The organism is Tissierella praeacuta DSM 18095 (genome assembly GCF_900128955.1).
Classification (GTDB): domain Bacteria; phylum Bacillota; class Clostridia; order Tissierellales; family Tissierellaceae; genus Tissierella; species Tissierella praeacuta.
Genome location: NZ_FQTY01000001.1, coordinates 19,041 through 44,238, shown reverse-complemented (window position 1 = coordinate 44,238; position 25,198 = coordinate 19,041). Strand labels below are relative to the sequence as shown.

The window sequence follows — 25,198 nt, the reverse complement described above, 5'->3', positions numbered from 1 at the left end:
TTTATTATATAATATTGGTAAACTAATTATATCAAATTTTATTTAATTTTAAAGGCTAAAACCATTTAGGGGGTCAATTTGTGAAACTTATGGATAACAGAATAATAAATATTATTTCAAATTATAACTTTGAATCAAAGAAAACATCTAAACTTTTATCAGAAAAACTTAAACATAAAGGATTTTATATTCCAGAAAATTATAGCAATAATGCAGAGCTTAATATATGTGTAGGTGGTGATGGAGCTTTTCTACGTGCAATACATCGTAATAAGTTTCCAAATATACCATTTGTAGGAATAAATACTGGACATTTAGGTTTTTTTCAAGAAATATTACCGGAAAACATAGATGAGTTTATTGATAAATATATAGAAAAGGATTATATCGTAGAAGAAATTTCATTAGTAAGTGCAAATATATGTACTAAAAACAAGACTTTTTTTCTAACTGGTGTTAATGAAATAGTTATTAAGGGACTTAAATCAAAAGTTGTTCATTTAGAAATATTTATAGATGGCAATCATTTAGAACGCTTTAGTGGTGATGGAGTTATTATATCAACACCTGTAGGTAGTACTGCCTATAACTTTTCTAGTGGTGGCAGTATAATCTACCCATCCTTGAAAACCTTGCAACTCACCCCATTATCCCCTATTAGTTCAAAAGCTTATAGATCTCTACCAAATAGTGCAGTAATACCTGGAGATATAATTATATCTATCAGACCAGAACTTAGATATGAAAATTCAATTTTAGTTATAAATGATGGAGTTGAGTTTAAATATAATAATATTACAAATATTGATTTAAAAATTTCCGATAAAACTATTAAAAAATTAAACTTTGATAAGAATATGTATTGGAATAATCTTAAGAGTAAATTTTTATAGAAAACTTTTCCTAACAAATACAAATAGAATTCACTACTCACTCGTATAAACTAGTAGTGAATTCTATAAACTTTATTTCCCTTTACAAGATTCATTTCTATTAAACTTACTCATAGTGGCTATAGATTTCAATATATTCATCTATATAATTATTTTTAATGTGATTTCTATCTTTAATATTTTCAAATTTTAATAGTTCCTCATAATTATCTTTTAAATACTCAAGATTAAATTTATAGTCTTCTTTACTCGTTTTATTGCCACTATGTCTTTTTATTAAATCCACAACATAGTTTTCTTCAAATATTACACCATACATACTTGGCATATCTTTAGGCTTTATGTCCATCTCGACCTCAACTGATTTATTGGCAAACTTATCCATTACAATTTTCTCAACTAATGAATACTCATCTTGAATATCATATTTTTCTAATAGCTCTGTTAATTTTATACTTAATGTTCCCAAACCCATTGTTTCATCAATAATATTTTTAATATCCATCTTTTCTATGCCTCTATTATCATAATATTTATAAATATTACTTTTTGTCTTTATAATAAAAACAACTATAAAAATTATTATCAAAGCACAGAATAATACAATCTTTTTCTTATTCATACTATCATCTCCTATTTAAAATAGGTTATTAATAATTTTAATTATCTTTTTAAACAAATATATACCTAAACCTATTATAGCTAGTGATATTATAAGACTAATATATGAATATATAATTGAAATAGAATCTAGTCTTGCTTGTACAGTGAACATTGGCTTCCCCCTTATCTTTTGTAACTATATTAACTTATCCATTTCATCAACTAGCTTACTAAATAATTTCATTGCATTATTTACTGGTTCTTCTGTTGTCATATCTACTCCTGCTGTTTTTAATACATTTAAGGGATAATCTGAACTTCCACTCTTTAAAAAGTTTATATATCTATCTACTGCTGGTTTTCCTTCTTGTAATATTTTTTCAGATAATGCCACTGCTGCAGAATAGCCTGTTGCATACTGAAATACATAATAATTATAGTAAAAGTGAGGTATTCTTGCCCATTCCATTCCTATTTCGTCATCCACTACCATATTTGGTCCATAATACAATTTATTAATATCCTTGTAGGTTTCACATAGATAATCTGCAGTTATAGCTCCGCCACTTTCAAGATATTCATTTATTATTTTCTCAAACTCTGCAAACATAGTTTGTCTAAATACTGTAGTCCTAAAGCTTTCTAAATAATGATTTAATAAATATAATCTCTCATTTTTATCTTTAACATTCTTTAACATGTAGTCCATAAGTAAAGCTTCATTTGCTGTTGAGGCAACTTCTGCTACAAATATAGAATAATTTCCATAAACGAAAGGCTGTGTCTTTCTTGTAAAATAACTATGGATTGAATGTCCTAATTCATGAGCCACTGTAAACACATTATCCAATGTGTCATGATAATTTAATAGTATAAATGGTTTGGAATCATAGGAACCTCCTGAATATGCACCAGATCTTTTGCCCCTATTTTCATATATATCTATCCACCTTGAACTAAATCCTTCTTCTACTACTGCCATATACTCTTCACCAAGGGAAGTTAATGCTCTTTTTACTATTTCTACTCCTTCTTCATATGGTATCTTCAAATCTACATCTTTAACTATTGGAGTATATAAGTCATACATATGAAGTTCTTCTACTCCTAAAGCTCTCTTTCTGATTTCCATATACTTATACATGCTGCCTAGATTATTATGAATTGAATTGATTAAATTATCATATACAGATAAAGATATATTATTTTGATTTAAGGATGCTTCTCTACTTGATTTATATTTTCTTACATTTGAATTAAATATATTATTTTTTAAATCTCCATTTAGTGAAGCTGCAAATGTATTTTTGAATCCTTTATAAGTATTATATAGTGCTTCAAAAGCTTTTTTTCTTACATCTCTATTCTTTGATTCCATAAGTGGAATAAAATTACCATGAGTGATTTCCACATCTTTGCCATCTTCATCCTTAATAGTCGGGAACTTCAAATCAGCATTATTTAGCATTGAGAATATCTTCTGTGGTGAATTTCCCACTTCTCCCATTTGAGCCAATATAGATTCTTCTCTAGAAGAAAGTATATGTTCTTTTTGTCTCATTATATCTTCAATATATTGTTTATATACCTTCAATTCAGGCTTTTCCTGAAAATACCTATCTAATGTATTAGGCTCTAAAGTTAATATCTCAGGCACTAAAAATGAAGTTTTTTCTTCTACTTCTACATACAAACCTAGACCCTTGTCTGATAGTTCTTGAGATTTTCCTTCTCTAGTATCTTCATCTAATTTCATATGAGCATATGAATATAAATGTTCTGTTATTCTATATAAATCATCTTTATCTCTAAGTACATTATAAAAATTTTCAGCACTGGAGACTACTCCACCTTTATATAAGATAAAATCTCTAGCCATCTCCTTAGCTTTATTATAAGATTTCTCCCATTCATTAAAATTAATAAACATAGACTCCAAATCCCACTGATGTTCTTTTTTAATATCTTTTCTCTCAAGTATTTCTTTATTACTTTCCATCCAATTACCTCCTTTTAATCTTTGATATTATTTATTGCATGAATCATAATGTCCCTAGCTATAGGTGCTGCAGATTTCCCTCCAGTTGACCCTTCCTCCTCTAATATCACTGCAATTGCAATTTTGGGTTCATCTGCTGGTGCAAAGCCGACAAACCACGCATGAGACTTACCTGAGGAATTCTCAGCAGTACCAGTTTTTCCAGCTACTTTTATATTTTTTATTCTTGCATTCTTCCCTGTTCCTGATTTTACTACATCTACCATCATATCTTTAAGTTTATTAGCTGTAATAGAATCAGTTCCTTGGGATAAAACTTCAGTAGTATTCTTTTTTAAAATCTTATTATTTTTAGATATAATCTCTTTAACTAGAATAGGTTTTACTATCTGTCCTTCATTTGCTATTCCAGATACTATTAAAGCCATATTTAATGGTGTAACTAATACTTTCCCCTGCCCTATTGCTGCAGCAGCTATATCTGTTTTATCTAAGTTTTCTTTAAAAGGAAACTGTGAACTTTTAATGGGTAAATCAAAGGGAATATTATTATTTATCATAAATCTTTCTGCTGTATTCCCTATTCTATCTTTCCCTATTTCAATGGATTTTGTAGCAAAATAGGTGTTACATGATTTAATTAATGCTTGTCTTAAATCTATATTTCCATGTGCTTTTCCTTGATAATCTTTAAATACATAACCATTAATATTTGTACTACCTGTGCAATTATAATATTCTTCTAAATTTGCTGTGTTTAGAACAGCAATAGTAGTTATAAGTTTAAATGTAGAGCCTGGTGGATATAGCCCTTGTGTAGCTCTATTAATAAGTGGACTATCAGGGCTTTCTGTTATTGCCTTCCAATCTGCCTTCAAATTTGCAACATCAAAGTCTGGAAGACTAACCATTGCATATATCTCTCCTGTACTAGGATTCATAGCCACAATAGAACCCTTCTTACCCTTTAATAATGTTCTTGCTTTAGCTTGGAGTTCATGATCTATAGTCAGCTTAATGGAATTTCCTTCAGTTGTTGGTGCTACAATATTCTTTATTTCATTTATTGCAGCATTTTCATTTATATTTAATAATGTATTATTGTATTGAAGCTCTAAACCTGACTTGCCATATTCTCTGTAACTATATCCTATTATATGACTATATAACCTACCATATATATAATATCTTTTATAAGTATCATCTATTTTTTCACTATAGGCTAATGTTTTTCCATTTCTATCATATATAGAGCCTCTTAATATTGATTCTTCATTAATCCATAATCTTTTATTATAGCTGTTATTTTTTATTGCTTCTGCTTCAAAAATTTGAAAATAACTAATATATACTATTAAGGATATAAACATTAGACAAAGTCCTATTAAAACAACAACTATTCTTTTATTCTCCTTGTTCATCAGCATACTCCTTTACTTCTATTTCCTCAGAACATACTTGCAATACTCCAAGGGCAATAAAACTAGACACTATTGAACTGCCTCCATAGCTTACAAAAGGTAAAGTTAATCCTGTTAATGGTATCATCTTAAGCACCCCACCTAATATAATGAAAGATTGTATACCAAATAAAGTACTGATACCTAAAGCAAGTATTTTATAAAATTGATTTTCCTGTGATATTCCAATTTTAAAACCTCTATATACTAAAATCATAAACAACATTATTATACCTATCCCAGTAAATATTCCCATTTCTTCACAAATGGCTGAAAAAATAAAATCTGTATATACAACAGGAATAAAATCTGGATATCCAAGTCCCAAACCACTACCAAAAAATCCACCTTCAGCAATGGCAAATAAAGACTGGGTTATTTGATATCCCTGTCTTTCTATATATTTCCAAGGGTTCAACCAGGCTTGAAACCTAATTTTAACATGGTCAAATAATGTGTACCCCAATATACCTCCAATGGCAAAAAAACCAATATTATATAATACTAATTTTCTGTCTTCTTCATAAATAAATTGTATTGCAATAAATATGGCATAAAAAACTAAGGACGTACCTAAGTCTCTTTGTAAAAACAATAATGTAATAAAGGAATATACTATTCCCATTAAATAATACGATGAATACTTTCTTTCCTTCCATTTTGAAATATTGGAATAATAAGCTGCTAATATAAAAACAAGTAAAAGCTTAGTGATTTCAGCTGGTTGAAAAGCAATTTTCCCTAGACTTACCCAGTTTATAGCTCCCTTTTTTCTACTTCCAAATATAAAAGTTATAAAAAAGAGAATATAAGCTCCAGCTATATAGAGATAAATCCAATTTCCCCATCCTCTTACATATTTTAAAATAAAATAAGTTATAAAAAATATAAATATACCAGCGGACAACCATATTAGCTGTTTAATACCTAGTCCCTCGTCAATTCTATATATCATTATAATACCTATGGATATTAGCATAGTAACAATTAAAAATATATAATTATCTCCAGTTGAAACTTTAGTTAGTAAATAATTAGATAAGTATATTACTAATACCAATCCTAATCCCGTTCCCAAAGTTAATTTATCAATTTTTTCTCCTTGATAAATTAATAATAAAAGCAAAGCCAAAATTTCAAAAATAAATAATAAATTTCTTGGGGATTTTCCCTTAATTACTCTTTTAAACATAATATTCTCCTATCATCTATCTACAAATAAAAATTCTATTTGCCCTACCCTAATAATATCTCCATCATTTAATCTCACTACATCAAATATCCTATCTCCATTTAAATATGTTCCATTAGCACTATTCAAATCTTCCAAATAGTAATCTCCTTCATCTTCTATTATTTGAAAATGCCTTTTGGAAACAAAGGGATCCTTTACCACAATAGTATTATCTCCATGTCTTCCTAAAGAAATAACTTCTTTAATAAAGTAATATTCCTTTATTTTAAATGGCAATGAATCTTTTCTATTAATAAGTTTTAAATATACATTAGCATCTGAACCTATTCCCTCAATTCCTCTTATGTCTAGATAAATAAGTCTAATAATACTGAAAATAAATAGATATATAATTACAATAAATATATATTTGAATAATAAAGCTAATATATTATACATAGCTACCTCCAAAACTCTCTTTATTTACTTATGTTATCATAAACTTTATGAATTGTGAATTAGTTTAAATTTTTATAACTCCTATTTAAACAATAACAAAAATCTGATAAAATATTATACAAGAAATGAGGTGTTAGTTTGAACAAAATAAAACGTTCTAAAAACAATAGAGTATTTTCTGGTATTTGTGGTGGTATAGGAGAATATTTTAATATTGACCCTACTGTAGTCCGCATTGCTTGGATATTAATTGGATTACCATCTTTTGGTACTACAGTGTTAGTTTATCTAATTTGTGGTTTAGTTATACCTGAAGATGATGGAATTATTTATAGTGATGATTACAGTGTACGTAATGAGAAACTTCGCAACAACACCCCTTTGTTCATAGGTGGTGGATTAATAATTTGGGGAAGTTTTATGTTAGCTAGGGTAATCTTTCCTTGGTTCACCTTCCCACTAGCAAATCTAAGGAAGTTTTGGCCAATATTATTAATTTTATTGGGTATATATATATTGATTAATCAAAGAGATAAATAAAAGGAGTTATTATGAAAATTACCAGCATTGAACCACAAAGAAATAAAAACAGAGTTAATATTTATGTGGATAATATATTCTCCATAGGAATTGACGAAGAATTAAGATATAAATATAAGTTAGAAATTGGCATGGAAGTAAATGATGCATTTATTAAAGAAGTCTTAGAGGCTGAGGAACGAAACAAAGTTTTAAATCATGCATTAAATTTACTATCCTATAGGCAAAGATCAGAAAATGAGATATATACTGCTCTCAAACGTAAAGGTTTTGAAGATTCACATATAGAATATGCTATGAATTACTGTAGAGAAAATAGGTATTTAGATGATAAGGATTTTGCCCAATCTTTTATTAAAGATAAGACAAATCTAAATAAACTTGGTCCAAAAAGAATAAGATATGAATTGATACTAAAAGGAATATCTAAGGATATAATAGATGAGCTTCTTATTGTTGACTATGAGGAACAATATGAAATAGCAATGGAAATAGCATTAAAAAAACTAAAATCTTATAAAAATGATGATTACAATAGTATATATAGAAAACTTTCTGGTTTTCTGCAAAGAAAAGGATATTCCTATGATATTATCTCTAAAGTAGTTAAGGATATTTTGAAAGATTAGGTGATTAAGTTTGTGTTATGTATATATTTTACAGTGTAATGACAATACTCTTTATACAGGTTGGACTATAAATTTAAATAAAAGAATATCTATGCATAATTCAGGTAAAGCTTCAAAATATACTCGTTCTAGATTGCCAGTACAGCTAGTATATTTTGAAAAGTTTAATAATAAAATAGATGCACAAAAAAGAGAGTATGCAATAAAGCAATTCTCTAGGAAACAAAAACTAAAACTTATAAAAGTTCATGATTAAATAATAGAAAGTTCTAGAGGTGAGATAATGGTTCACTTTTTTGATAGAATCCTACGAAATCCTATAATTGCAACTGTTCAAGACTTAAATAGATTAGATGATGCCTTAAAGTCTCCTTGTGAAATTATATTTCTTACTACAGGAAATATATTCTATTTAAAAGAAATAACAAATAAAATAAGGTTAAAAAATAAAGGCATATATATATATATTGATTCTATTGATGGTTTTTCCAAGGATACTTTGGGCTTAGAATATATAATTAAGAATATTTCTCCAGATGGAATAATAACAGAAAAAAGCCATTTAGTAAAATTAAGTAAAGATATGGGTGTATTCACTATACAAAGATTATTTATTTCTAATTCATATTCTCTTAACAATGGCATATCTTCTATAAAACAAGTACGTCCCAATGCTATTGAATTACTCCCTGGCATAATGCCTAAAATAATAAAAAATATTATTGACGAAACAAAAATATCCGTAATTGCCAGTGGCTTAATTACGGATAAATATGATTTAAACTCTAGTTTAGATGCTGGTGCCATAGGAATAGCCACATCTAATAAAATTCTTTGGGACATTTAAATTATTCCTTACCCTTTTTAAATATTCCAATAATAAGTCCTGTAGATAGTCCAATAAATCCAGAAACCATTGTAACCATAATAATTAGCAATCTATTAACTCTATCTAAATTAGAACTATCATTGCCTATATAAAATAAATTATATACTCCAATAATCATTAAAATAAATCCCGGAATATATTTTATAAATCTATTTTTTTTGAAAATAAAATACATTACAGAAGTAATCATTATGGTACTAAATATAAATATCCCTAATATTTTTGCAAATTCCAAATGAACTATGAACTCATTCATTCCCATCCCCCATTTTTGCTTAATATTTTATTACTTCTGTTTCATTTTTCAAAAATTCTTCTTCCCATAACATGGTATATCTACCAGTAGCCCATTCTGCCATAACAACAGTTTCTGAATTATCCATTTTAATTCTACCTATTTCATTTTGAGATATTTCATTGTTATTAATTGAATATAATAATAAATTTCTTCTAGTCACGATTATTATTATATCTTCATTAGGTGATGTAAAAGCATCTATAGCTTCAGGCACTTTTGACTTTACAATGCTCCAAGGTATAGTCAACTTATCGTAATTAACTAATTCTTTAGGAGGGATTGTTTTTATATTATAATCCTTATAATATTCCTCGTCATCACTTTTATAATTTATTCTACCCTTCATAATCCAGTATCCATTTCTTCGGGCTAATCCAAAACTTTCCTCATCCAGTAGTATATTTGAATTTGTTTTAATTGCATTTTGAGCACCTTCTTTAAATACACTCAATCCCTCTTGACCAATTATATCTGAAATTTTAATAGGTCTTTCATCTTCTAAGTGATCAATTGGATAAACTTTTAAGTTTCTTTTCCCATTTGATAAATCAATTAATTCCGTAGAGATATAATCATTACCAATGTATAAAATATTCTTAAGTATAGATGGATATAAAGTCTTTGCCTTTGATTCCAAAAAAGTTCCAAATGAGTAGGCTTCTCTATTATCAAGAAATTCTTCTTTAATATCCCCTTTTTGTATTGCTTTAATTTTATCATTTAAAGAGTTATCTATATTTTCTCTTTCTACATTTACTAACCAAAATCCTTTTTTTCTTGGCACTAATAGATTATCCATTTCATATATAGAAGCGATACTACGATTATTTGCTCTAATCCAAATGGTCTTATATTCCCAGTTAGCAAGCTGATTAGTTTCATCATAAAAATGAGATTTTATTCCTAAAAGAATACCCGATCGTAAAGTATCAACTTCCTCAGTATTTGAAATTCTCATGATACTCTCTTCAATATTTATATATCTATCAATTTCTTCCTTACTTATTTGGTCAACACTCTTTTTTAAAAAATAAAATCTATCATCAATAAACGTAATCATTTCACTATTATTATATTTAATAAATTCATGAAAATATTGATCATTACTATATATGGTTATTATTTGAGCATTATCATCTGAAATACCCAGTTCCTTAGGCTCTATTTTATATTTATATAATAAATAATCAGCAAGCTTTACATTCTTCAATCTATAGGTTGGTTCTATAGCATAATTCTCACCTATTACTATAGCAGATTTATGAAATAAAGCTTCTTTTCCCATTAAATTTTCAGAATTCTCTACTTCTCCTTTTTTATAAGGACTATCAATAAACTTATCCATAGTCCATTTCCCTTCTATAGGTGGCAAATTATTTTTTGGAGTCTTTATCCTGTCCTTTATTTCAAATTTATTAACACTACAAGAACTTAAAAAAACAACTAAAGCTATGGTAGATATAATCAAATATACTTTTTTCATTTAAAAGCCTCCCTTAGTGGCAGCTTTATAGTTACCTTTGTTCCCTCATTAATATTTGATGTTATTTCCATAATTCCATTATGAAGTTTAACGATTTCATCGCAAATAGATAACCCAATCCCACTATGGGATTTACTATTTTTGCCTTTATAAAACTTCTCCTTTATCTTAGGTAAATCCTCTTCAGATATGCCAATTCCTGTATCCTTTACTTCTAATACCAGATTATCATCCTCTTTATATGCATTTAAAATGACTTTACCGTCTTCTGATGTAAATTTAAATGCATTATCTAAGAGATTGATAAGTACTTGTTTTATTCTATTTTCATCTCCAAGCATATATCCTAGATTTTGATCTATATTTATAATAAATTCAATTCTATTATTTATAGCTCTAGGAGTTAATTGTTTTCCAATCATCTCAATTGTATCTTTTATTTGAAACTCATCATTTTCTAGCTTTATTCTTCCAGAAACAAATCTAGAAAAATCTAGAAGATCTTCAACCATATTACTAAGTCTATCACTTTCTTTTTCAATTATTTCAAGTCCATCTAATACGATTTCATTTCCACCAAAATCTTCAGATCTTAGTGTAATTGCCCATCCTTTTATAGATGTAAGTGGAGTACGAAGCTCGTGAGATATAGAAGATATAAAGTCATTTTTTATCTGTTCTTTCTTAATTAATTCTTCAGCCATATAATTTAACGTATCTGATAATTTGCCAATCTCATCTTGTAACTGAATATTACTTCTCACCTTAAGTTGTCCATCAGCCATTTTTTCTGCTATCTGTGTCACTTCTTTAAGAGGTCTTACAATAGAATCTGCAAGAAAAATACTTACTATGCCAGAAATAAATATAACTATAAGCCCCATTCCCAATAATAAAAAGGAAATAGATTTTATCATATCATTAGTTCCTTTAAGAGAAGTAATAAATCTAATAAGTCCTATAATTTTATCTCTATCCTTTATGGGGATAGAAACAGACATTACTGGACTACTGTAATAATTTACATTTCCTACCCAAACACCTTTTTGTCCGTTTACTGCATTTTTTATATCTGGATACAAATTAGAATTATCATTTGCAACCCCTAATGAATCCATTAATAACTCACCATCAAAATTAAGTATCTGAACCTGTGCCGTTGTATGTTGCCAAAATGCATCTACATCGTCTATAATAGTATCTTCTAATGTATCAGATGAAAAATATCTTAAGTAATAATCTATAGAAAATTCTATTTGATTAGTAAGTATATCCTCAATATTTTTATAATAATAGTCCTTTACACCGTTTATGAGAACAATCTCTAAAATAACTACAGTGATAATAATTATTAGCATAAAGTTTTTAACCAATCTAATTTTTATACTTTTTTTCATTTATATTTCCTCTACTCTCTATGCTATATCTAATCAATAAATTTTCTAGTCTGCATTTTTCCATCTATATCCAATTCCCCAAACTGTTTCTATAAAACTAGGGTTACTAGAGTCATTTTCTATTTTAGCCCTAAGTCTTCTAATATTCACATCTACAATTTTAGAATCCCCTACAAAGTCATATCCCCACACTAGGTTTAAAATTTCATCTCTTTTAAAAGCTCTCCCAGGATTTTGAAGAAAAAGTTTTGCTATGGCATATTCCGTAGGAGTAAGCTCTATTTCACAATTTTCTTTATAAAATTTACGAGAATAAGTATCTATTTCAAAAGGTTTAGATACTAATATAGTGCTTTCCCTTATATCATCAGATGACTCTATCCTCCTTGCTAAAGATTTCACTCTCAAGACTAACTCCGTTGGATTAAACGGTTTAGTCATATAATCATCCGTTCCATATTCTAAACCCATTATCTTGTCTACATCTTGAGATTTAGCCGTTAACATTATTATTCCTAAATTTGGAAATTCTTCTCGTAAAACTTTACATACTTGAAATCCATCAATTCCTGGTAGCATAATATCCAGAATTACCATATCTATTTTTTCTTTTCTTGCTATTGCTATTCCTTCTTCTCCACTTTCAGCTTCAAGTACCTTAAAACCATTTCTCTCTAAATTTATTTTTACAAACTTCCTTATAGAAGATTCATCTTCTACCACAAGAATTGATTTATCCACTAAAAATCACATCCCAATCTTAGTATTGATCCAATGCCCTAAATTCATATCCTTCTTTTATAAGATAATCTATTATTTCAGGCAAGGCTTCCACTGTTGTTTTCTTAGCATCAGTATCGTGCATTAATACAATAATTTCTTTCTTTCCTTTAGCTGTGGACTTTAATCTATTTACTAATTTATTTTTTGGTATATTTACGCCTTCTGCATCACCATTTAATGCATTCCAATTATAATTTTTATATCCTAAATCTCCTGTCACCTTTAAAAACTTTTGCTTATGCTTTTCAAAAGAACCACCTGGAAATCTTAATAACTTTGTTTCAAAATCTTCTCCTAAAGTATCTTTAAGCACCTTTTCTGTTAACTTCAGTTCTCCTAAAAAATTATTGGTATTTTTATAGATATAACCATAATTATGACTATAAGAATGATGACCAATTGAATGACCTTCTTCATTAATTCTCTTTATCATATCTGGATTAAGTTTAGCCATTCTTCCTAAAACAAAAAAAGTAGCCTTAATATCATATTCAGATAATATGTCTAATATTGCAGGTGTTGATTGTTTAGAAGGTCCATCATCAAAGGTTAAATAAGCTATTTTCCCATTTTTAACTTTTTCTTCTGCAAGTTTTTCTTCTTCCATTCTTTTAGCTTCCATTTCAGCTTTAAATCGTTCTTCTTTAATTTGTCTGATTTCTTGATATAATGCTCTATTAATAGGGTTTTTTTCCCCCATTATATCTAAGGTATCTACTACGCTTACAGCCACAACTGTATTTGTAGAATTAAAAAAGAATCTTGCTGATGTACCACCAATTAAAAACAATATAATAGCTGCTAAAAAAATTTTTTTTCTTTTCATTTATGTCACCTCTCTATATATTGACTATGCTCTATTTAATTCTAGCATATTATAAATATTAATTCTATTGGTTACAAATAAATTAATAAATAGTTACAAAGCTTTTACATTTTATATTCTTATATATATATTTCCCAAAAAACAATATTCAAACTAAAATAGGCTGCTTTCAGCCTATTTATTATAGTGGATAAAAACTTTGATTTCTTCTAAATATTTCTGAAATCAATAATATTGTTATTAAATCTCTAATAATCCTACTTCTTCCATAAAATACCCTTTGCTCACCTCTGACTCTGCCTCTATACCTTCTTTCATATGGATCTTCATGTATTTCTGGACATTCATGTACCATTTTTATATATATGTCATCAACCATCTTTTCCATTTGCTCTTTAGTAATATTCTCCATAGAATAATTCTCATCTAAATGTTCATTTACTGCTGATATAACCTTAGGATAGATTCTGTAATATAGTTCAGGATAATCATAATACATAAAAACACCTCCCCTTTATATTCCTTTAATATAATATGATATGGGAGATGCTTTTGATACTATTCTTCCAATAAATCCTTAAATTGAGATTTATATAGCTTAGCATATAAATTATCTTCTTTTAATAATTCTTCATGATTTCCACTTTCTGCAATTCCATCAGAAGTTAATACTAGAATTTCATCAGCATTCTTTATTGTTGATAATCTATGGGCTATTACTAATGTGGTTCTTCCCTTAGATAAATCTTCCAAAGATTTTTGTATCATTATTTCAGTTTCATTATCAAGTGCTGAAGTAGCTTCATCTAGTATTAAAATTGGAGGATTTTTTAGAAACAATCTAGCAATTGAAATTCTCTGCTTTTGTCCTCCAGATAATTTTACTCCTTTCTCACCTATATAAGTATTATATCCATCTGGTAAAGATAATATGAAATCATGTATTCTTGCTTTTTTAGCTGCCTCAATTATTTCATCATCATTTGCCTCTGGATTTCCATATATTATATTATCCCTAATTGTACCAGTAAATAAAAACACCTCTTGTTGAACTAATCCTATTTTCTTTCTCAAGCTTTTAATTTTAATATCTCTAATATCTATATTATCTATTAAAATTTCTCCTTCTTCTATTTCATAGAAGCGTGGAATAAGATGACATAGTGTAGTCTTTCCTGCACCTGAAGGTCCAACTAAAGCTACAGTCTTTCCTGCTTCAATAGAAAGATTCAAATTAGAAAGCACTGTGTTCTTACCATTATTGTAGCTAAAAGATACATTATTAAATTTAATATTTCCCTTTACTTCATCTAATTCTACTGCATTTTCTTTATCTATAATATCAGATTCTATATTCATAATCTCAACGAATCTTTCAAATCCCGTCATACCATCTTGAAGTTGTTGAGAAAATTCAGATAACCTTCTGATTGGCTGCATAAAAAAGTTAACATAAAGAGTGAAGGAAAACAAATCACCAAAGTTAATTATGCCTCTATATACAAAATAACCTCCAAGACTTATTACCAATAAATTAAGTATACTTGACATAACTCCAATTCCTGCTAAAAATTCAGCCATAACTTTGTATGAGCCTTTCCTAGCATTGCTAAATTTAAGATTTCCCTCATTAAATTTTTCGATTTCATACTCTTCATTAGTAAATGATTTTGCTACTCTAATTCCTGAAATACTATTTTCAAGTTGTGAATTTACATTTGCAATTTTTTTCCTTACTTCCCTAAAGGAATTTGACATCCTATTTCTTTTTGACATAATAAACCATATTGCAATAGGAATAAATGTAAATAGAATTAAAGTAAGCCTCCATTCAATTCTAATTAATACTACAAAAGAACCTAATAACATTACTAAAGATATAAACAAATCCTCTGGTCCATGATGAGCAAGTTCTGTTATATCTCTCAAATCATTTACTATTCTAGACATTATATGGCCTGTCTTAGTATTGTCATAATAGCTAAAAGGTAAAGATTGTAAATGAGAAAATATATCTCTTCTCATATCATGCTCAATTTTCACACCTAATATATGACCCCAATATAATACAAAATAATTACTTGCATATCTAAGAATAAATAAAAAAATCATTACAATAGTCCATCTTACTAAAAGATCCATTCTACCTTCTGGTATTATTTCGTTTATCATTTTCCTAGTAAAAAGTGGAAAGACAAGATCAGATATGGATATAAGAAGTGCGAAAAACATATCCGTAAAAAATAATTTTTTATAAGGTTTATAATATGATGCAAATCTCTTAATCAAAAAATCACTCCCCTTAACTATATAACAAAATATTTCGAGTCACGAATATTATATAATAGCTTTGCTTTTTTTTCAATTGTATTATAATATATACTCATTAACAATTAACGATTGGAGGCGTAAAATGAACAGTATATTAATGTTTTTAACTACATTCTTAATTCAATTGATAATAGCTATGGAAATGGGCATAGTCGGTCCTTTAGCACCCTTTCTTGCTAATCACTTCTCCATAAAAGAAGGTATGGTAATATTATTTAATCTAGGATACTCAGCTATTGGCTTTTTAGTTCCTTATCTAGGCGTATTTGCTGATAAGCAAGGTAAGAAAAAAAGTCTATCTATATCCCTGATTTTATTTATATTTGGATCTATTGTTGGTGGTTTTGCAAAATCTCCCTATGTTTTTGCCTTTGCTAGGATATTCATTGGCTTCGCTTATTTTTCCATAAGTGGTACAAATCTATCATACATATCTGAGTTTATCTCCTATGAGAATCGTGGAAAAGCCTCTGGTTTACTTAGAACAGCCTTTGGTATTGCTATTCTAGTTAGTCCTATTTACGCTACCTATTTAGTAAGTAAATATAATAATCTTATGGTGATATATATGCCCTTAGCTGTTGTAGGAATATTATCATTAATTTTATTAAGTTATTTACCAGAAACTAAGAAATCACCTGATGTAAGTGTAGATAAAAATGAATTCTTATCTCTTTTAAAAAATTCAACTGCTAAAAAAGTATTAGTTACTGTATTCTTATTACTTACTGCACCATCTTTAATATTAAATTATCTGAGTATATATTTATCAAATAATTTCAACGTTTCCCAAGTAAATATTGGAATTTCCTATACCATTATTGCCATTGGTACAATATCTGGAATCCTTTTTTCTGCAATTTCTTCAGATAAACTTGGGAAATTTAAAATATCTAAAATATTGTTTGCTATCATGGTATTGGCCATAGCTCCAATCCCTTATTTTCATTCTTTGTTTTTTGTACTAGGATTTACAACCATATTTTCCTTTGGATTAGATGGCGGTTGGACTTCTTACCAAGCATTATGTTCAGAAATTTTCCCTGAAAAAAGAGGAACTTTTATGAGTTTATTCTATACTATGAATGCTATAACAATAACATTTTATAGCTTAGTTGCCCCTGTCATTTATAATTTTGGAGGTTTTAAGTTTATCATAGGAATAGCTAGTTTTTCGTCAGCCTTAGCGGTTGTCATTATATCTAAACTTCATATAAAAGAATAGCCCCTACTCTACAATTTTATTATCACTAATTATTCTTAATATCAAATAATTAATCATATAAATAAGTGTTATGATTCCTGTATCATTTAATATAAAGCCTATTAAAGAAGTGATGATAATTATCATTGCTTCTTTTTTTAGAATTTCATTATTTATTATAGTTTTCTTTATATTTTTAAGTATAATTATTTGGAAAATCAAGACTATAGAGAATGGTGGCAATATTGTTAATTTAAAAAGTTCCTTAGCTTTAAAAGATGCCATAGAAACTAATTCATATATACCATTTTCCTTTAGTCTATAAAAAAATCCAAGGGCATGAGTATTTTCTCCTGTAATATTATCAATCATTATGTTTAAAGCAAATATAGATATACCTATTAAAAAGAATAAAATTAATTTTCTAAAATTATTTTTACCAGAGAAAAATAAAATACAAACCATAATTCCAAATAATATAATAGATGTTATAAATCCACCAGTGTTAGCTCCAAAATATGTTGATAATACTAGCATATTTATAATAAAAATAGATAATCCAATAAGTCTTTTCATGAATACATTATTTATTGATTCAGTAATACTAAAAAAACTTAATATGGAAGTAACTAATAAAATTCCCATAATCCCATTGTTCATTCCATAATATCTAGCTCCATAAACTAGATTATTAAATCCTATATAAGAATTGTAAATCATATTGGGATATAAACATATACCTAGAACGATTATACTATATGTTAATATACTCAGAATTTTAGTTAAATCTATTTGTCTTTCTATAATAAATCTTGTAATTAAATAAGATATTAATATATGAATAATTAAATATGGTAAAAAGTTTTTTTGCAATTCAAACAAACCTAATATTAAAGATGTAAAAATATTTACCAAGGTAAAAGCATATATAATATATATCCCTTTATCCAATTTATTAAACTTCAAAATCCATATTCCAAGTAACACCTGAGAGAAATAAGTTAATCCATGAAATAAATATGCAATAATTAATAGATTCATATTTTTTTTATATATATTTTCAAATTCTTTTTTAGGATTATCTGCTTCTATCAATTTAAATGGCTTTCCTATATCAGTCTTCTTTCCATGCCCATATGTTTCTTTAATTTGATATGAAATATCTTCTAAAGCAATAAACCCTTCTCTTTTAGTAGATAAACTAGTTAATAATCCACTATTTTCTCCATTAAGATAAAGAACTGGAACAAGATATCTATTTAGTAAATAATTATCTTCCATGGCAACAGCTTTTGGTAAAACAATTATCTGTTCATCTCTATAATTATTTAAATATTTATTTAAAATATCTAATCTGTTTTTATCATGCTGAATTTCATATTCTAACACTAATACATCAGACTTTTTTAATAAAATATCTGTTTTTTCTATTAACCATCTATAATTGTATATTATAAAATCTTCACTATAATTAACATTTCCTTCTTTATTTCTAACTAAAAAATGAGCTTTACCATCTCCCATATAAGAAACTTTTTCTTTTTTTAAGACATCTCCTAAATAGTTTGTTTTTTTATCTTTTTTACCAACATCTTTCAAACTCAGTTTCTTACCAGTATTTATAGATAAATATAGTCCTTCTTCTGAATATGGAGGTCTGGATTTTAAATTTACAAAGCCTAGATTACATTTATCAATTGATAATTCTTCCACTGTTTTTATTGGCAGCTCATCAACTATTACTATAATAGAGTTTATATTTTCAGCCAATATATTGTTAGGGCTTAATATTATTAAAGCCAATATCATTAATTTTATTATTCTTTTCATCATAATAAATCCACCTTAATATATAATTCCACTCAAAATTCTAAACATTCCTAATGATAAGAAAAAAACATTGTCTAAGGCATTATATCTATAATTTTTATCTTTCTGTATATATTTTTTGTTGATAGAGTTTCTTTCTTCATCTACAATATCTATATTATAGTTTTCTTGTATATAAGCAAATACTCCTATAAATATAGAATATATTCCAATTATCAATGTATCATCCCCTACAATTTAATTAAATACTATCTCTTAATATGATTAATTAACTCCTTAGTATCTTTATTTAATGTTTCTAAATCTATTGTAGTAATTATCTTATCTTCTAAATCATATTTTTTCTTAAGTTTCAGGATTCTATAGACTTTATCATCTATATCCTTCTCTTTTAAATCTCCAATATCCACTGCTTCTTTTATTCTCTCAAATACCTTTTTGGGATTATCTTTACCATGGCAAATTAAAGCTATATCACCGCCTGACTTAATAAAGGATAAGGCTGCTTCCTCCAAGGTATAATTTTCAACAATTGCACCCATAGTCATATCATCAGATATAACAACTCCATCATATCCTAAATCTTCTCTTAGAACATCTTGAATAAATTTTGAGGACATAGTTGCAGGATTATTATCATCTATATTAGGATAAAGTATATGTGCCACCATTATTATTTCTATATCTTTACTAATAGCTTCCATAAATGGAACTAATTCAAATGCTTTTAACTCATTCAAAGTTTTATTTACTTTAGGCAATTTAATATGGGAATCTATATTTGTATCTCCATGTCCTGGGAAATGTTTTACTGCTGGTATTATGCCCATCTCTCTCATCCCTAGTAATACTTCTAATCCATTGTCTACTACTTGGTCTATAGTGATTCCAAATGCTCTATTTCCTATTACTGGATTTTGAGAGTTAGAATTTATATCTAATACTGGTGCAAAGTTTATATTGAATCCTAGTGAACTTACTCTCCTCCCTAGTATATTACCAAATTCATATGAAATATTTTTATCATTTCTATTCCCTACTTTCATAGCCTCAGGAAGTTTTACAAATGATTTAGGTAATCTACTAACTCTTCCGCCTTCCTCATCTATAGATAAAAATAAAGGTACATCATTATTAGAATTTTCTTCCTTAATTTTATTAAGAAGTGTTAAAGTCTGATTTTCATCTACTATATTTCTTGAAAATAATATAAATCCTCCAACTTTCAATTCTTCTATAAAGCTTCTAATTTCTTCATTAACATCAATTCCATCAAAACCAATAATCATCAATTGTCCTATTTTTTCTTCTAATGACATGGCTCTAATCTTATCTTTTATGCTATCTGTTGGTTGTTTATTTTCTTCAATATTAGGTTTTTCCATATCTAACTGTTTATTATTGCATCCTACAATGAAAATAGTAATTACTAATAATATAAAAATTCTTAGATATAACTTCATTTAATCACCTTTTTCTTATGTTATATTAATTTTATTATAGTTTTACCTTATTTACAATAAATATAAAATTAATGGAGGGATTTCTCCCTCCAATTTAAAATATATTCAAATTTAATTCTCTGGATAAATCTTTCATAATTCCATATCCTACAATAGAATTACCATATTGGTCTAATGCTGGACTAAATATGCCTATACCCATTTTATATGGTATTGTACCCAATATGCCTCCACCTACTCCACTTTTTGATGGTATTCCCACTGTTGCAGCATATTCTCCACTAAAATTATACATTCCACAAGTTGCCATAATAGCTGTAACTATTGATGCAACCCTATCACCAGATATTTGAGTATCCTGATTTATCAATTTGCATCTATTGGCTATAAACAATCCTATTTTAGCAATATCTAATGTAGTTACCTCTATGGAACATTGCTTAAAATATACGTCTAATATTTCTTCTACATCCCCTGTTATAAATCCTCTAGCTCTCATTAAATAAGCCATTGCCCTATTTTTATGTCCCGTTTCCTTTTCTGATAAATATACTTCTTCATTATAAGATATATTTGGATTTTTTGTTACCATCTTAATAAATTCTAATAACCTACTGAATTTCTCTTGTCCTTTACCTTTAATTAAAGAGGTAGTAACTATGGCACCTGAGTTTATCATGGGATTAGAAGGTTTTACAGTATGGGGAAAATCTAATTTAAATAATGTATTAAATGGTTCCTCTGTCGGTTCATAATCTATTTTTTTAAATACACTCTCTTCACCATTATCTATTAAAGATAGCATTAGACTCATAATTTTAGATATACTTTGGATAGTAAACTTTACGTTATAATCTCCTGCCTTATAAATATTTCCATCTGTATCCATTAGACAAATTCCTATATTATTAGGATTTACCTTTGATAGTGCCGGTATATAGTCTGCAACTTTCCCCTTAGATATTAAATATCTATTTTCTTCAATAATTTTAGATAATAACGCCTCCATTTTTTCCCCCTTGCTTAATGAATATCAAAATAAGTTTTTCCTATAAATTCTCTCAAAATCGAATTTGGCGGTATTATACCTTCATCTTCAATATCCTTAAAATATTCTAAGAATTTAAGTAATTTCTTTGCTTCGCCATAATAAATACTACTGCTATCTATTTCTTCTAACAATGGTTTTATATGTTTTTTTAGAACTGATAATTCATATACTAAGGCAGAATCAAACATTATATCTGCTTCTTCTTGGAAAGGAAATATATTTTTTTCTTCTCCTTTTCTTACTCCAGCCCACATTTCTAAAGTACGTGTAGCATCATTCCCTCTATATTTAATATCCCTTACAATTCTTCTAATAAGTCTTGTATCTGTCGTTGGAATTCGATTATGAGCATCTATATTAAGTTGTGTTAATGCTGATATATATATTTTATATTTATTCTTTTCAGGAATATAATTGGTCATCTTAGGATTTAGACTATGAATCCCTTCAACTATTATTGGATGATCTTTATCTACCTTTACTATTTTCCCAGATTTTTCACTCTTACCTGTAATAAAATTGAACTTAGGTAATTCAATTTCTTTTCCTTCCAATAAGCTTACTAAGTCTTTATTTAATCTCTCTAAGTCTATTGCATCAATAGACTCAAAATCATAGGTTCCATCTTCATTTAGCGGAGTTTTTTCCCTATCAACAAAATAATCATCTACTGAAATTGATATTGGTCTTTTCCCATTTACTTTTAATTGAACTGCTAATCGTTTTGAAAATGTAGTTTTTCCAGAGGATGAAGGCCCAGCTATTAAAATCAAGTGAATATCCTCATCTTCACAAATTTTATCAGCAATATTTGCAATCTTTTTTTCATGGAATGCTTCAGATATCCTAATTACTTCTGCTATACCCCCATCTATGATTTTCTCATTTAAGGAGCCTACATATGCTAAATCTAATATATCGCCCCAATCATTTGCTTCCTTAAATACCTTAGATAATTTCTTTAACTCTCTAAACTCCGGTAATTGATAATTAGAATTCATACTGGGAAACATAATTAGAACTCCTGGATAATAATATTTAAGTTTAAAAGTATCTACGTATCCTGTGGATGGAGCTAAGAAGCCATGATATGTATCTATATGACCTCCTATACTATATACATCTATCTCTTCTCTATCTAAAGTATTAAAAAGTCTTATCTTGTCATAATAATTATATTGCTTAAAGAGTGCCATTGCCTTTTCTTTAGGCACTTTTTCACGAACTATAGGAAAATCCTCTTTAACTATTTCCTCCATTTTTTCCTGTATTTTCTCAACTTCTCTAAAAGTTATGGAATATCCTTTTTCAAAAGTTGCATAAAGTCCTTCTCCTAAAAAATGCTCTATTCTCACAGTTCTTTCTGGAAATAATTCTCCACATGCAATTATAAAAACAGCAGATATAGTTCTAGTATATATTCTATATCCATCCACATCACCAATGTCTAAAAAACTTATATCTGTATTTTCTTCTACTGATTTACTTAGATTGAAAACTTCATTATTTATTTTAGCACCTAAATATTTTTTATAATCTTCTTCAAATACTAATTTAGATACATCTTTTAAAACCATACCTTTTTCTACTAATATTTCTCCCTCTCCATCTACATTTAGCTTAATCTTATTAGCCACACTAAACACCTCCAAAATTAACCAAATAATTTTCTTTCTATTTTTGCAGCTTGCCCCATTAAGTCCCCAGTAAAACTTTTACCATTTAGATATTTAAGTTCATCACATAAACCATTGAACTCTATTTTATAACCATGAAGCCATTGATTATCTAATGAATATTCTTCATAAAATGTTTTATTTATTTCCTTACTTCCATATTTTCGATCTCCAATGACTGGATATCCTAAGGAGGATAAATGTCCTCTTATTTGATGTGTTCTTCCTGTAATTAACTCAATTTCAAGTAAAGAATACCCATTCTTACTTTTAAGCGGTTTTACAACTGTTATGATTTTTTTTGAACCCTCTAAATTTTCTTCATGTATTGTTACTTTGTTTTTGTCTTCATTCTTTAATAGATATCCTTCTACAGTGAATTCTTTTCTTACACTGCCTTTAACTATGGTTTTATAAAATCTTCTTATTTTACTATTTTTAATTGCTTCATTTATTTCTTTTAATGCTTGATAATTTTTAGCTCCAATTATTATTCCAGAAGTATTTCTATCTAATCTATTACATATGGAAGGAGTAAATGTTGTCTGAACTCTAGGTATAAACTCACCCTTCTCAATTAAATACGAAATCATACTATCTACTATATTTTCTTCAAACTCCTTAGACGCACCATGAGATAGTATCCCTACTGGTTTATTTATGAGTATAATATTAGCATCTTCATATATAATATTAGGTACAAGTTTTGATTTTATTTCTTCTTTTTTCGCAATAAACTTATCTATAGTTTCATCTGAAAGATAAAGTTGAATTCTATCTCCTTCGTAAATGGTAGTTTCTGGATGTGCCTTAGCGTCATTTACCTTTATATTCTTTTTTCTAATCATTTTATATACGAAGCCTTGGGGTGCTTCTTTTAAATATTTCTTTAAAAATCTATCTAACCTTTGTTCATTTTCGTTTTTATCTATTATTATTTCTCTCAAAGTTTTATCACCTTTTCTAAAATCTTATGTTATAATTATATTATACACTATTAATTAATTAAAACCTAAACTTTTACAAAAGTTATTTAGAGAGGTGAAACCATGAAGAATTTTTTTGAAGGAATAAAAGACTTTCTCTATGATTCTGTAGACTACATAATAATGGTTGGAATAGTAGGTATTGTAGTCTTAGTAATAGGTTGGAGACTTGACCTTCTATTTGCCAAAGATGCATTAGATATGCCACCTAAAACTGATATTATTATTGAAGATAATAAGGATAATGATTCTTCTACAATAAATAATAGTCAAGAACAAACTACTAAGAAACCTACTGATGAATCCAAAAATAACAATTTAAATAATAAGGATGACATTAGTGAAACACAAGAAACTGAAACTACACCAGAAAATTCAAATAATAATGCAAATGAATCTATAGGTGATAAGGTTATTAAAATTACAATTCCATCTGGTTCCCTCCCTTCTAAAATTGGGAGTATTTTGGAATCAAATGGTCTTGCTAATAAAATTGAATTTGTTCAAAAAGCTCAAGAGCTAAAATTAGATACTAAGCTTAAATCTGGAGATTATGAGATTAAAGCAGGTAGTTCTGTAGAAGAAATAGTTAAATTAATTGCAGGCAAAAAATAGAGTCTCTTCAAAAAGACTCTATTTTTATTTAGTAAGTTTCATTAATATATTCATCTATTAAAGATATCTTTTTTTCTTCTAGAAATACTCCTTCTTTTTTGAGTATATCCAATAACCAAATAGCCTTGGAATGAAATATTGCCTCCTTATAATCAAGAAGTACAATCTCATAAAGTTTATCATTTAAAAGCTTAGAATTGACATTAATATAATATGCTTCTACTCCTTTAAATTCCAAATATTTAAGTAAATTTAGAGCTGCTTTATCCTTTTCATGATAATAATTATTACCCTTATTTAGATAATAATTATAATACTTCTGATGTTTTCTAGTATTTTTTACTTCTTTTGCTAACATATTAAAGTATTTTGCTAATACATTGTAATATTGATAATTATACATTCCCATCTCATAACTATCTATCCTTAAAAATGGTTTTAAATTCATCTTCATTACTAAATCATAATTATATTCTAAAAATTGTTTTTTAGTTATATTTCCATTTTCAAACTCAATTATTATGGAAGACCTATTATCAAAGAAACTTTCAAAACTTCCCCTTTTATTATAAAAATTCAAACTACACACCCTATCTAATTTTAATTTTA

General features: G+C 27.6%; 26 protein-coding genes. 7 read left to right on the top strand and 19 right to left on the bottom strand.

Annotation, left to right across the window (positions count from 1 at the left end):
* Positions 1-89: 89 nt before the first annotated feature.
* Entirely contained in the window at positions 90-893 is an 804-nt protein-coding gene (locus tag BUB33_RS00235; protein WP_072972839.1) for an NAD(+)/NADH kinase, read from the top strand.
* Positions 894-999: 106 nt separating this feature from the next.
* Here the strand turns inward: BUB33_RS00235 and BUB33_RS00230 are convergent, their stop codons facing one another.
* From BUB33_RS00230 to BUB33_RS00210, 5 genes are all read right to left on the bottom strand, one after another.
* A complete protein-coding gene (locus BUB33_RS00230; RefSeq protein WP_072971451.1) occupies positions 1,000-1,515 on the bottom strand; it encodes a hypothetical protein in 516 nt (171 codons plus the stop codon).
* Between the two features lie 177 nt (positions 1,516-1,692).
* Positions 1,693-3,495 (bottom strand): oligoendopeptidase F, encoded by a 1,803-nt coding sequence (gene pepF, locus BUB33_RS00225; protein ID WP_072971448.1) that lies wholly within the window; start codon positions 3,493-3,495, stop codon positions 1,693-1,695.
* A 14-nt stretch (positions 3,496-3,509) separates the two neighbouring features.
* Positions 3,510-4,916 (bottom strand): peptidoglycan D,D-transpeptidase FtsI family protein, encoded by a 1,407-nt coding sequence (locus BUB33_RS00220; protein WP_072971445.1) that lies wholly within the window; start codon positions 4,914-4,916, stop codon positions 3,510-3,512.
* Positions 4,900-6,147 carry an FtsW/RodA/SpoVE family cell cycle protein gene (locus BUB33_RS00215; protein WP_072971442.1) on the bottom strand — a complete coding sequence of 416 codons (1,248 nt, stop codon included), beginning with the start codon at positions 6,145-6,147 and terminating at the stop codon, positions 4,900-4,902. Before BUB33_RS00215 ends, BUB33_RS00220 begins: the two co-directional genes overlap by 17 nt.
* Positions 6,148-6,159: 12 nt before the next feature.
* A complete protein-coding gene (locus BUB33_RS00210) occupies positions 6,160-6,588 on the bottom strand; it encodes an FHA domain-containing protein (RefSeq protein ID WP_072971440.1) in 429 nt (142 codons plus the stop codon).
* Between the two features lie 138 nt (positions 6,589-6,726).
* Between BUB33_RS00210 and BUB33_RS00205 the strand changes: the two genes are divergently transcribed.
* The 4 genes from BUB33_RS00205 to BUB33_RS00190 are packed head-to-tail and all read left to right on the top strand — an operon-like array spanning position 6,727 to position 8,604.
* Positions 6,727-7,128 (top strand): PspC domain-containing protein, encoded by a 402-nt coding sequence (locus BUB33_RS00205; RefSeq protein WP_072971437.1) that lies wholly within the window; start codon positions 6,727-6,729, stop codon positions 7,126-7,128.
* Between the two features lie 11 nt (positions 7,129-7,139).
* A complete protein-coding gene (locus BUB33_RS00200; protein WP_072971434.1) occupies positions 7,140-7,757 on the top strand; it encodes a regulatory protein RecX in 618 nt (205 codons plus the stop codon).
* Positions 7,758-7,767: 10 nt separating this feature from the next.
* Positions 7,768-8,013, top strand: coding sequence for a GIY-YIG nuclease family protein (locus BUB33_RS00195; protein WP_072971431.1), 246 nt, complete (start codon positions 7,768-7,770; stop codon positions 8,011-8,013).
* Positions 8,014-8,040: 27 nt separating this feature from the next.
* A complete protein-coding gene (locus BUB33_RS00190) occupies positions 8,041-8,604 on the top strand; it encodes a glycerol-3-phosphate responsive antiterminator (protein WP_072971428.1) in 564 nt (187 codons plus the stop codon).
* 1 nt (position 8,605) lies between these two features.
* On the opposite strand, the gene BUB33_RS00185 is transcribed toward BUB33_RS00190, so the two are convergent.
* The 7 genes from BUB33_RS00185 to BUB33_RS00155 form a co-directional block, all read right to left on the bottom strand.
* Positions 8,606-8,902 carry a hypothetical protein gene (locus BUB33_RS00185; RefSeq protein WP_072971427.1) on the bottom strand — a complete coding sequence of 99 codons (297 nt, stop codon included), beginning with the start codon at positions 8,900-8,902 and terminating at the stop codon, positions 8,606-8,608.
* A 19-nt stretch (positions 8,903-8,921) separates the two neighbouring features.
* Positions 8,922-10,427, bottom strand: a complete 1,506-nt coding sequence (locus BUB33_RS00180) for a hypothetical protein (RefSeq protein WP_072971424.1) — start codon at positions 10,425-10,427, stop codon at positions 8,922-8,924.
* Positions 10,424-11,824: a sensor histidine kinase gene (locus BUB33_RS00175; RefSeq protein ID WP_072971421.1), complete on the bottom strand. Its 1,401-nt coding sequence runs from the start codon at positions 11,822-11,824 to the stop codon at positions 10,424-10,426. Before BUB33_RS00175 ends, BUB33_RS00180 begins: the two co-directional genes overlap by 4 nt.
* Positions 11,825-11,869: 45 nt before the next feature.
* Entirely contained in the window at positions 11,870-12,565 is a 696-nt protein-coding gene (locus BUB33_RS00170; protein ID WP_072971417.1) for a response regulator transcription factor, read from the bottom strand.
* A gap of 19 nt (positions 12,566-12,584) precedes the next feature.
* Positions 12,585-13,433 carry a polysaccharide deacetylase family protein gene (locus BUB33_RS00165; RefSeq protein ID WP_072971414.1) on the bottom strand — a complete coding sequence of 283 codons (849 nt, stop codon included), beginning with the start codon at positions 13,431-13,433 and terminating at the stop codon, positions 12,585-12,587.
* A 181-nt stretch (positions 13,434-13,614) separates the two neighbouring features.
* The gene (locus BUB33_RS00160) at positions 13,615-13,932 is read right to left on the bottom strand and encodes a hypothetical protein (protein ID WP_072971411.1); all 318 of its coding nucleotides are present in this window, start codon (positions 13,930-13,932) and stop codon (positions 13,615-13,617) included.
* 59 nt (positions 13,933-13,991) lie between these two features.
* On the bottom strand, positions 13,992-15,722 hold the full coding sequence (locus tag BUB33_RS00155; RefSeq protein WP_072971408.1) for an ABC transporter ATP-binding protein: 1,731 nt from the start codon (positions 15,720-15,722) through the stop codon (positions 13,992-13,994).
* A 124-nt stretch (positions 15,723-15,846) separates the two neighbouring features.
* On the opposite strand from BUB33_RS00155, the gene BUB33_RS00150 reads away from it, so the two are divergent.
* Positions 15,847-16,989, top strand: coding sequence for an MFS transporter (locus BUB33_RS00150; RefSeq protein ID WP_072971405.1), 1,143 nt, complete (start codon positions 15,847-15,849; stop codon positions 16,987-16,989).
* 3 nt (positions 16,990-16,992) lie between these two features.
* On the opposite strand, the gene BUB33_RS00145 is transcribed toward BUB33_RS00150, so the two are convergent.
* The 6 genes from BUB33_RS00145 to BUB33_RS00120 form a co-directional block, all read right to left on the bottom strand.
* Complete coding sequence (locus BUB33_RS00145; protein ID WP_072971401.1) at positions 16,993-18,801, bottom strand: hypothetical protein; 1,809 nt, start codon at positions 18,799-18,801, stop codon at positions 16,993-16,995.
* A 12-nt stretch (positions 18,802-18,813) separates the two neighbouring features.
* Positions 18,814-19,017, bottom strand: coding sequence for a hypothetical protein (locus BUB33_RS00140; protein WP_072971398.1), 204 nt, complete (start codon positions 19,015-19,017; stop codon positions 18,814-18,816).
* A 29-nt stretch (positions 19,018-19,046) separates the two neighbouring features.
* The gene (gene nagZ / locus BUB33_RS00135; protein WP_072971395.1) at positions 19,047-20,261 is read right to left on the bottom strand and encodes a beta-N-acetylhexosaminidase; all 1,215 of its coding nucleotides are present in this window, start codon (positions 20,259-20,261) and stop codon (positions 19,047-19,049) included.
* Positions 20,262-20,355: 94 nt separating this feature from the next.
* The gene (gene glsA / locus BUB33_RS00130; protein ID WP_072971392.1) at positions 20,356-21,270 is read right to left on the bottom strand and encodes a glutaminase A; all 915 of its coding nucleotides are present in this window, start codon (positions 21,268-21,270) and stop codon (positions 20,356-20,358) included.
* A 14-nt stretch (positions 21,271-21,284) separates the two neighbouring features.
* Positions 21,285-22,949, bottom strand: a complete 1,665-nt coding sequence (locus tag BUB33_RS00125) for a nucleoside kinase (RefSeq protein WP_200778079.1) — start codon at positions 22,947-22,949, stop codon at positions 21,285-21,287.
* Between the two features lie 17 nt (positions 22,950-22,966).
* Positions 22,967-23,935 carry an RluA family pseudouridine synthase gene (locus BUB33_RS00120; RefSeq protein ID WP_072971389.1) on the bottom strand — a complete coding sequence of 323 codons (969 nt, stop codon included), beginning with the start codon at positions 23,933-23,935 and terminating at the stop codon, positions 22,967-22,969.
* 102 nt (positions 23,936-24,037) lie between these two features.
* Here BUB33_RS00120 and BUB33_RS00115 point away from each other — a divergent pair, with 102 nt between their 5' ends.
* The gene (locus BUB33_RS00115) at positions 24,038-24,589 is read left to right on the top strand and encodes an MltG/YceG/YrrL family protein (protein ID WP_072971386.1); all 552 of its coding nucleotides are present in this window, start codon (positions 24,038-24,040) and stop codon (positions 24,587-24,589) included.
* A 28-nt stretch (positions 24,590-24,617) separates the two neighbouring features.
* On the opposite strand, the gene BUB33_RS00110 is transcribed toward BUB33_RS00115, so the two are convergent.
* A complete protein-coding gene (locus tag BUB33_RS00110; RefSeq protein ID WP_312667154.1) occupies positions 24,618-25,178 on the bottom strand; it encodes a DUF6648 family protein in 561 nt (186 codons plus the stop codon).
* Positions 25,179-25,198 lie beyond the last annotated feature (20 nt).

What these genes read in the sequence shown, in the direction of transcription:
- BUB33_RS00235 (WP_072972839.1), top strand. Translation starts at nt 90, where the DNA reads ATGGATAACAGAATAATAAATATTATTTCAAATTATAACTTTGAATCA.
- BUB33_RS00230 (WP_072971451.1), bottom strand. Translation starts at nt 1,515, where the DNA reads ATGAATAAGAAAAAGATTGTATTATTCTGTGCTTTGATAATAATTTTT.
- pepF (WP_072971448.1), bottom strand. Translation starts at nt 3,495, where the DNA reads ATGGAAAGTAATAAAGAAATACTTGAGAGAAAAGATATTAAAAAAGAA.
- BUB33_RS00220 (WP_072971445.1), bottom strand. Translation starts at nt 4,916, where the DNA reads ATGAACAAGGAGAATAAAAGAATAGTTGTTGTTTTAATAGGACTTTGT.
- BUB33_RS00215 (WP_072971442.1), bottom strand. Translation starts at nt 6,147, where the DNA reads ATGTTTAAAAGAGTAATTAAGGGAAAATCCCCAAGAAATTTATTATTT.
- BUB33_RS00210 (WP_072971440.1), bottom strand. Translation starts at nt 6,588, where the DNA reads ATGTATAATATATTAGCTTTATTATTCAAATATATATTTATTGTAATT.
- BUB33_RS00200 (WP_072971434.1), top strand. Translation starts at nt 7,140, where the DNA reads ATGAAAATTACCAGCATTGAACCACAAAGAAATAAAAACAGAGTTAAT.
- BUB33_RS00190 (WP_072971428.1), top strand. Translation starts at nt 8,041, where the DNA reads ATGGTTCACTTTTTTGATAGAATCCTACGAAATCCTATAATTGCAACT.
- BUB33_RS00185 (WP_072971427.1), bottom strand. Translation starts at nt 8,902, where the DNA reads ATGAATGAGTTCATAGTTCATTTGGAATTTGCAAAAATATTAGGGATA.
- BUB33_RS00180 (WP_072971424.1), bottom strand. Translation starts at nt 10,427, where the DNA reads ATGAAAAAAGTATATTTGATTATATCTACCATAGCTTTAGTTGTTTTT.
- BUB33_RS00175 (WP_072971421.1), bottom strand. Translation starts at nt 11,824, where the DNA reads ATGAAAAAAAGTATAAAAATTAGATTGGTTAAAAACTTTATGCTAATA.
- BUB33_RS00165 (WP_072971414.1), bottom strand. Translation starts at nt 13,433, where the DNA reads ATGAAAAGAAAAAAAATTTTTTTAGCAGCTATTATATTGTTTTTAATT.
- BUB33_RS00160 (WP_072971411.1), bottom strand. Translation starts at nt 13,932, where the DNA reads ATGTATTATGATTATCCTGAACTATATTACAGAATCTATCCTAAGGTT.
- BUB33_RS00150 (WP_072971405.1), top strand. Translation starts at nt 15,847, where the DNA reads ATGAACAGTATATTAATGTTTTTAACTACATTCTTAATTCAATTGATA.
- BUB33_RS00145 (WP_072971401.1), bottom strand. Translation starts at nt 18,801, where the DNA reads ATGATGAAAAGAATAATAAAATTAATGATATTGGCTTTAATAATATTA.
- nagZ (WP_072971395.1), bottom strand. Translation starts at nt 20,261, where the DNA reads ATGAAGTTATATCTAAGAATTTTTATATTATTAGTAATTACTATTTTC.
- glsA (WP_072971392.1), bottom strand. Translation starts at nt 21,270, where the DNA reads ATGGAGGCGTTATTATCTAAAATTATTGAAGAAAATAGATATTTAATA.
- BUB33_RS00115 (WP_072971386.1), top strand. Translation starts at nt 24,038, where the DNA reads ATGAAGAATTTTTTTGAAGGAATAAAAGACTTTCTCTATGATTCTGTA.